We start from the raw sequence: 6843 nt of genomic DNA, 5'->3' as shown, positions 1-6843 counted from the left end.
AAATGACCTAAAGGATGAAATAAAACAAGTCTTTTAGCTTTTAGTAATCTTTTTTTCTTAAAAAAAGCGTTAGTACAATGATCTGCACTAACGCTTTTCTTAATGACTAAACACACACATCACTTTACAGTAATTTACTACTCGTTTACTTCCAGCAATCATGTTTTTAAGCATGATGGTAAATCTTATTGCTTCTATCAAATTTATTTTAATATAGGATTGTTGAAAATGGTTCATATACTCAAAAAAAGCTGATTTGAAGTCATAATCGTTCAAATAATTCAAAGAGGGCTGGTTTTTTCATTTGATTTCTTACCCACAAACCATTTATCTTAGAACGGTTAATCGAATCTGATATTTTAAAATCACGTGTCACGGTAAGTTTTTTTTATCCTTCTATAGTTTTTTTCTAAATACTTGTCTGTATTTGTTATATCCATTTCTTTTTTATCTACAGAGTAAGTGCCTTTCTTTTTCGCACTTTCTGCGAATCCCACTAAGAAGATAAATAAAAAATCTGGAACAGAAGCGGTTAACTCCGAAAAAAAAAAGAAGGGATTCACGAAAATTGCTTTTTAAATTTTTGTGATTTTCAGCTTATTATCGAAGGAGTTGCTTCTAATCCCACCGATTGTTACACATATTTAGAGCGTGAAACAAAAGTAAATCATACTTTTGTCACACGCGCCTTGTTTTATTTTCCGCTCTTGTTATTCATACTTTTCCTCTAGAATCGAATAGGCGTTGCTGTTTCTTGTAAAACATTATTCAACTCTTCGATGTTCTTGCGTCCTTTTGTATGCAACCATTCTTTAGCGGCACTTTCCCCTTTAGTAACAAAAGGTTCTACCCCATTCGCCCAAGTTGCCCTTCCGCAAAGTACCCCATTGAATGTAGCACCCGATTCTTTTGCAAATCTCAATGTTTCTTGGAACAATTCAGCAGTTACCCCTGCACTTAAGAAAATGTACGGTAGATCCGTCGCTTCAGATTGCTCTTTGAAGTAAGCAGCTGCTTGTTCTCTCGTATATGCACTCTCTTGCGCATAACCTTCTACATAGTTCATATTGACAGGGACTTCTACTTTCAAGACATCAACACCATAACGTGTTTTAGAAAATTCTTTCATCATTTCATTTACTTTATGCGGTTTTTGCAATGCATACTCTTTTGAAGACGTATCTGGATTATTCGCATCATAAGAAACCAACTCTAAAAAAAACGGTAGATCCTCCGCTAGACATTCAGAACCAATGCGTTCTATGAAAGCCTTTTTTTGATTATTGATTTCATCAGACTCATCCACATCATAGTACAACAAGAACTTACAAGCATCTGCACCATGTTCTTTCAGACGTTTGGCAGACCAAGTAGATAAAACATCGGGCAGACGCCCTGGAGTTGTCGTATCGTACCCCGTTTGTTCATAAGCCAACAGTAAACCTGCATTTTCAGCGCGAACTTCGGCTGAAGGTAACCCATATTCTGGATCTAATAAAATCGCTGAAGCGTATGGTGTCAATTCCGAAGAAACAATTTTTTTGAAATCAATGATCTGTTCCTCCACTGCTGGTCGTTCTTGGAATCTATCGATCATTTTTTTTAAAGCACCTCGTTGATCGATTGCTAGTGCACTGATAATTCCCTTTTCATTACTCAATTTTCGAAGACAAGTTTTCTTTTTTTCTTTTACTGTCATGTTTTCCCTACTTTCTTTTTAGTTTTCTTCTAATTTTTCATTTAGAAGTTTTTCGATCTCTTCCGCAGATTGGGCTCGTTTTAAACCATTCGTCACATCTTTGTGCAACAAAAGTCTGGCTACTTGAGATAGTAGTTTTAAATGGGTCGTACCTGCATCAGAATCAGGTACGAAAAGGGCGATCACAAAATCGATCCCTCCCCCATCTAAACTCTCCCACTCTATTTTTTTATTTAACTGGATAATCACGATATCTGTATGTTTGATGCTACTGTCTTTCGCATGTGGGATGGCAAAACCTTCCATCATCCCCGTCGAACCTTCTGCTTCTCTTTTTATTAAACTCTTATAAATTGCCTCTTGGTCATCACTGATCCCTAAAGCAATTGCTTGTTCTGAAAGAAAGTCCATTACTTCCTTTAGTGTCGTAAAATTTCTGTCCATAAAAATATTGTTTGATTTGATTAAAGTCATTTACATCCCTCTTTCCAACAGTCTAGTGATTCGTCACTTCTTTCATTTCCACAGCGGATACTTCTGCTTCACGTTTTTCTACACTGCGTTTTTGGATCAAACCTAAAATCACTCCCCCCACAATAGAACCAAGTAAAATCGATCCTACCCAGGCCACCTTTCCCGTAACAACAGGTAACACTAAGAAACCGCCATGTGGTGCAGGTACTTGTACACCAAACATATAGGTCAGAACAGCGGCAATCGATGAACCTAGCATCATAGTCGGCAGGACACGTAAAGGATCTTTTGCTGCAAATGGGATCGCTCCTTCAGTAATATGTGTGGAACCTAGAATAAAATTGACTAATCCAGCATTACGGTCGTTCGTATCAAAATATTTACCAAATAATAGTGCAGCAAATCCAGTAATCAACGGTGGCGCAATACAAGCTGCAGACACCCCGGCCATAAAGGTATGATTGCCTTGTGCTAACAATGCTGTCCCTGTAACATAAGCGGCTTTGTTGACAGGGCCTCCCATATCAAAGGCTGACATACAGCCAACAATGATCCCTAAAATCAATGGATTCGAATTTTGGAATCCTGACAAGAAATCCATCATGCCTTGGTTGATAGCTTCCATCGGTTTGGCTAACAAAGTCATCACTACCCCAATAAATAAGACACCAATCACTGGATATAAAAAGATCGCCTTCAGTCCATCTAATTGTTTAGGTAATCCTTTCATGACCTTTTGCAGCAGTAAAATAAAGTAACCAGCTAGAAACCCAGCAAAAATCCCGCCTAAGAAACCAGCGCCACCTGCATTCGCTAACAGACCACCAACAAATCCCACAACCAAACCCGGTCGTTTAGCGATGCCTTCAGCAATATAAGCTGCTAAAATAGGCACCATCATTCCCATTGCTGTGTCACCAATCCCTTTTAACATTGCAGCAGTCGAATTATAAGTAGGATCATTCGGATCAAACGAGTATACACCCCAAATAGCAAACGAAATGGCTATGATCACCCCACCTGCCACGACAAAGGGCAACATGTGAGATACACCATTCATCAGATTTTTATAAATACTATGTCCGATACCTGTGGTAATTTCCATATCTACTTTTTCCATAGCATCAACCGTTTGATTTTCCGCAGTGATCGAACCTTTCATTAATGCCTCTTCGATCAATTGGTCAGCATCCTTGATTCCTTTGCTAACAGGAACAGTGATCACACGCTTTCCCGCAAAACGCTCTGCTTGTACATCTTTGTCAGCAGCAATAATCACCGCATCTGCATTTTTTATCTCTTCTGGTGTTAATTGATTTTCTATTCCTACTTGGCCATGTGTCTCAACTTTTATAGATATTCCCTTGCGCTTAGCTGCCTGTTCCAACGCTTCTTGTGCCATATAAGTATGGGCGATCCCAGTTGGACAACCAGTGGCGGCAACGATCTTGTAAGTGGTCATTTTTTATACGCTCCCTCTTTGATTTCAATTTGTTTTTCTAACTCTACAACATCCGAAAAATCAGTTAATCCTTTACGAAAAGCGGTTGAACTTCCAGCAGCTAAACTTTTCTTCAAATTGGTCGCTAACTCCTCTCCTTTTAAATGCCCTGCAAGAAATGTTCCTAACAAAGTATCTCCGGCACACGCAGTATTGACTACTTGACCTTTTGGAGAGTTTCCTGAGTAGACTGCATCCTTCGTCAATAAAACACCTCCCTCTTCTCCTAAGGAAAGAAAAACGTTTTTTGCACCATCTGCGATCAATCGTTTGGCATAACTTATATACTCTTCACGACTATTGAGTTCGGTATGATACCATGACTGTAACTCCTCCTCATTGGGTTTTAACAAAAATGGTTGGTAAGACAGGCATTCAAGCACTTCAGGATAACTTGAATCAATAATCAAATTCACTTGCTTCTCAAAACAAATACGACTAATATCAACAAAAATCTCTGGCGATACCCCCCGTGGCAAACTGCCAGATACGCATAAGTAATCACCTGCTTGTAGCTTTTTGATTTGATTCAACAAAGAGTTGATTTTCTTTTGGGAGATCTCTGGTCCTTTGTTCACCAGCTTGAACTCTTCATTTTTTTTATTGACTTGTGTAAAAACATTGATTCTGGTCATTCCTGGTACACTAATAAAATCAGTTCCAATCTCTTGTTGATGCAAATAATCCTCAATATAATCCCCAGTAAAACCAGCTTTGAACCCTAGAGCCGTATTATTGATGCCTAATTGCTTCATGATCAATGAAACATTGACACCTTTTCCGTTAGCTTGTATCTCATCATCATTTGTGCGATTGACTTTGAATGGTTTCATTTCATCTGTTTCGATAAAAAGGTCGATTGCCAGATTGAAAGTACACGTATACACTGACATTTACGCTCCTCCTTCCTTACAGATCCATTATGGAACACCATTTTATGTAAATGTTTTCATAAATAGGCAAAAGCAATGAAAACTTTTACAATCAATACTAAATAACCTTGAAGTAAGAAGAACTCCCGATTTACAATGGAAGCAACATCAATGAACGGAGGCAGAACATGGATACAAAATTAAGTGAATCAGAGCAATACCTCTGGGACTTTATCCAAAGTCATATCCTAGAGATCCCATCTTATTCCATTGTGAAATTAAGTGAGTATGCAAACGTTTCAACAGCAACCGTTGTTCGCACCATGAAGAAAAAAGGGTATGAAGGATTCACTTCTTTTAAGCATTCCTTAAAAGAAAAGGAAAATACCAATATCAATTTTGCTGCCCTTGATAAAGTCGATGAAGGCATAAAAACCGCGATCCTGAAAAATGAACAGGAAGTCATTCGTACGATCAATATGGTGGAAAGTGGCAATATCGAAGATGCTATCCAACGAATCAAAGCTGCTCGACGAATCATGATTTTTGCCCGAGGTTTTTCAGAACTGATTGCACAAGAAATGATGGTCAAATTTCAACTGACGGGAAAATATTGCGAGATGCATACGGACCCTAATATTATTAAAAATATCAGCAAAAAATTATCAAAAGGCGATATCGTGATTTTTGTTTCCTTAAATGGCGAAACGAAAGAACTGATCACCGCAGCTGAAAATTGCTATCAAGCGGAAGTTGGAACCATCTTGCTTACTGCCAATCGCCATTCAAGTTTGATCGAACATATCGAGATCCCATTTGTCGGATTTAAATCAGAAGGTTCTTTCTTTCCAGAATACGAGGTGCGTTCCAGACTCCCCCTCTCCATACTGGCAAGAATCTTACTTGACTCTTATGCCTTACGAACTTCAAGAGGAAAAAAACATTGATTCTTTTATCTAAGATTTTTCGCCGAAATCAAATAAAAAAACTGTTAAGCTAACCTTCTATGATTGGAACCCCCACAGTGGGAATAAGCTAGGATTTTAAATGAAGCCCTGAATTGACACACTTCAATTTTGTATCTTTATGTAAAAAAGAGGCTAGAACAGAAGTGGTTAACCCCGAGAAATAAGAAGGAATTTACGAAAATTGCTTTTCAAATTTTTGTGAATTTCAGCTTGTTATCGAAGGAGTTGCTTCTGATCCCGCCGTTTATATGTATTTAGAGCGTGATGCAAGAGTAAATCATACTTTTGTTCCACGCTCTCTATGATGTAGTAAGAACCGACAAAAATTCGTATTTGCTAACAGCGTAAGTCAACTAAGTGTAGTTGGTTTGATATTCAATTGAGTTGCTTCTTGTATTGATAGTTTGTTTCTGGAATATTCTTCCCTATTGAAGAAACAAATTTAATGATAGAACTAAAAAAATTGCTTTGTCTGATGAATTTGACAAAGCAATATCTCAAGCGTTAATACAGTATGATAATTCTTTTAGAAATCTTGTTGATGAATGACAATAAAATATTGGAAAATAGCTATGTTATCAAAGTGATTTTGTTTCCAATCAAAAAAATCATGCTAATGTTAAACGAACTATATAAAAATATGGCATTTATATATAATCAATCTTTTAAACAATGTTCAACTCCAAATGATTGATCTGTATATTTGAAGTTAACTTCAAATAATGGATAATTTTATTTACTTGGAAAACTTCATAATAAAGAAATTGATTTTATTGCAAAAAAATTAGATGAAACACTTTATATACAAGTTACTTACGAACCTCCTAAAAATAAACATGAAACTAATAATTTACTTCATAAAAAGACAATTATAAAAAGATAGTTATTACTGATCGATATTATGATATTGACCAAATTGATGGAATCCATATATATATATTGTTGATTGGTTACTTGGAAGCTAATCAACTATATATAACTATATCAATCATTCACTAAAAACAGTCTCTCACTACTCTGTTTTTAGTGAATGAATCCAAGTATATAGAATACCTTGATTTTCTATATACTTGAGTATGGATGATACCCTATTTATTATAGTAAATTTTGAACTTTTAAAAAGTAGCCCTATAATTAATACAATTCAAACTTATCAGATGAATATATAAAAATCAGGATATTAATGTATTTTTTCAAATTCTACTATCGGAAATGTATTTATGATAACTGTTCTTTAAGAATAATCGATAGTTAGAGATAAGCAAAAAGCCTTAAAAGGCATATCCATGGGATTTATATAATGAAACTCTTAAATACTATCCAACATTT

At 36.2% G+C, this 6843-nt stretch carries 5 protein-coding genes and 1 pseudogene; 2 read left to right on the top strand and 4 right to left on the bottom strand.

Annotated elements, in window-relative coordinates; genetic code table 11:
* Positions 1-727: 727 nt before the first annotated feature.
* The 4 genes from lacD to pfkB are packed head-to-tail and all read right to left on the bottom strand — an operon-like array spanning position 728 to position 4567.
* Entirely contained in the window at positions 728-1699 is a 972-nt protein-coding gene (gene lacD, locus A5844_RS06395) for a tagatose-bisphosphate aldolase (RefSeq protein WP_086284374.1), read from the bottom strand.
* 18 nt (positions 1700-1717) lie between these two features.
* On the bottom strand, positions 1718-2173 hold the full coding sequence (locus tag A5844_RS06390) for a PTS sugar transporter subunit IIA (protein ID WP_086284373.1): 456 nt from the start codon (positions 2171-2173) through the stop codon (positions 1718-1720).
* Between the two features lie 22 nt (positions 2174-2195).
* Complete coding sequence (locus A5844_RS06385) at positions 2196-3635, bottom strand: PTS fructose transporter subunit IIC (protein ID WP_086284372.1); 1440 nt, start codon at positions 3633-3635, stop codon at positions 2196-2198.
* Positions 3632-4567 carry a 1-phosphofructokinase gene (gene pfkB / locus A5844_RS06380; protein ID WP_086284371.1) on the bottom strand — a complete coding sequence of 312 codons (936 nt, stop codon included), beginning with the start codon at positions 4565-4567 and terminating at the stop codon, positions 3632-3634. Before pfkB ends, A5844_RS06385 begins: the two co-directional genes overlap by 4 nt.
* Positions 4568-4713: 146 nt before the next feature.
* Between pfkB and A5844_RS06375 the strand changes: the two genes are divergently transcribed.
* Both A5844_RS06375 and A5844_RS14620 read left to right on the top strand, forming a co-directional pair.
* Complete coding sequence (locus A5844_RS06375; protein WP_256924537.1) at positions 4714-5493, top strand: MurR/RpiR family transcriptional regulator; 780 nt, start codon at positions 4714-4716, stop codon at positions 5491-5493.
* Between the two features lie 760 nt (positions 5494-6253).
* Positions 6254-6479 (top strand): annotated as a pseudogene (locus A5844_RS14620) (hypothetical protein); the annotation flags it as partial.
* Positions 6480-6843: the final 364 nt, after the last annotated feature.

Source organism: Candidatus Enterococcus wittei (assembly GCF_002140175.1).
GTDB classification, from domain to species: domain Bacteria; phylum Bacillota; class Bacilli; order Lactobacillales; family Enterococcaceae; genus Enterococcus_B; species Enterococcus_B wittei.
Note: the sequence above shows the minus strand (reverse complement) of the source record. Positions and strands in the feature narration are given on the sequence as shown.

Bases quoted from the DNA above. Each gene is read 5' to 3' on its own strand.
- lacD (WP_086284374.1), bottom strand. From the start codon at position 1,699: ATGACAGTAAAAGAAAAAAAGAAAACTTGTCTTCGAAAATTGAGTAAT.
- A5844_RS06390 (WP_086284373.1), bottom strand. From the start codon at position 2,173: ATGACTTTAATCAAATCAAACAATATTTTTATGGACAGAAATTTTACG.
- A5844_RS06385 (WP_086284372.1), bottom strand. From the start codon at position 3,635: ATGACCACTTACAAGATCGTTGCCGCCACTGGTTGTCCAACTGGGATC.
- pfkB (WP_086284371.1), bottom strand. From the start codon at position 4,567: ATGTCAGTGTATACGTGTACTTTCAATCTGGCAATCGACCTTTTTATC.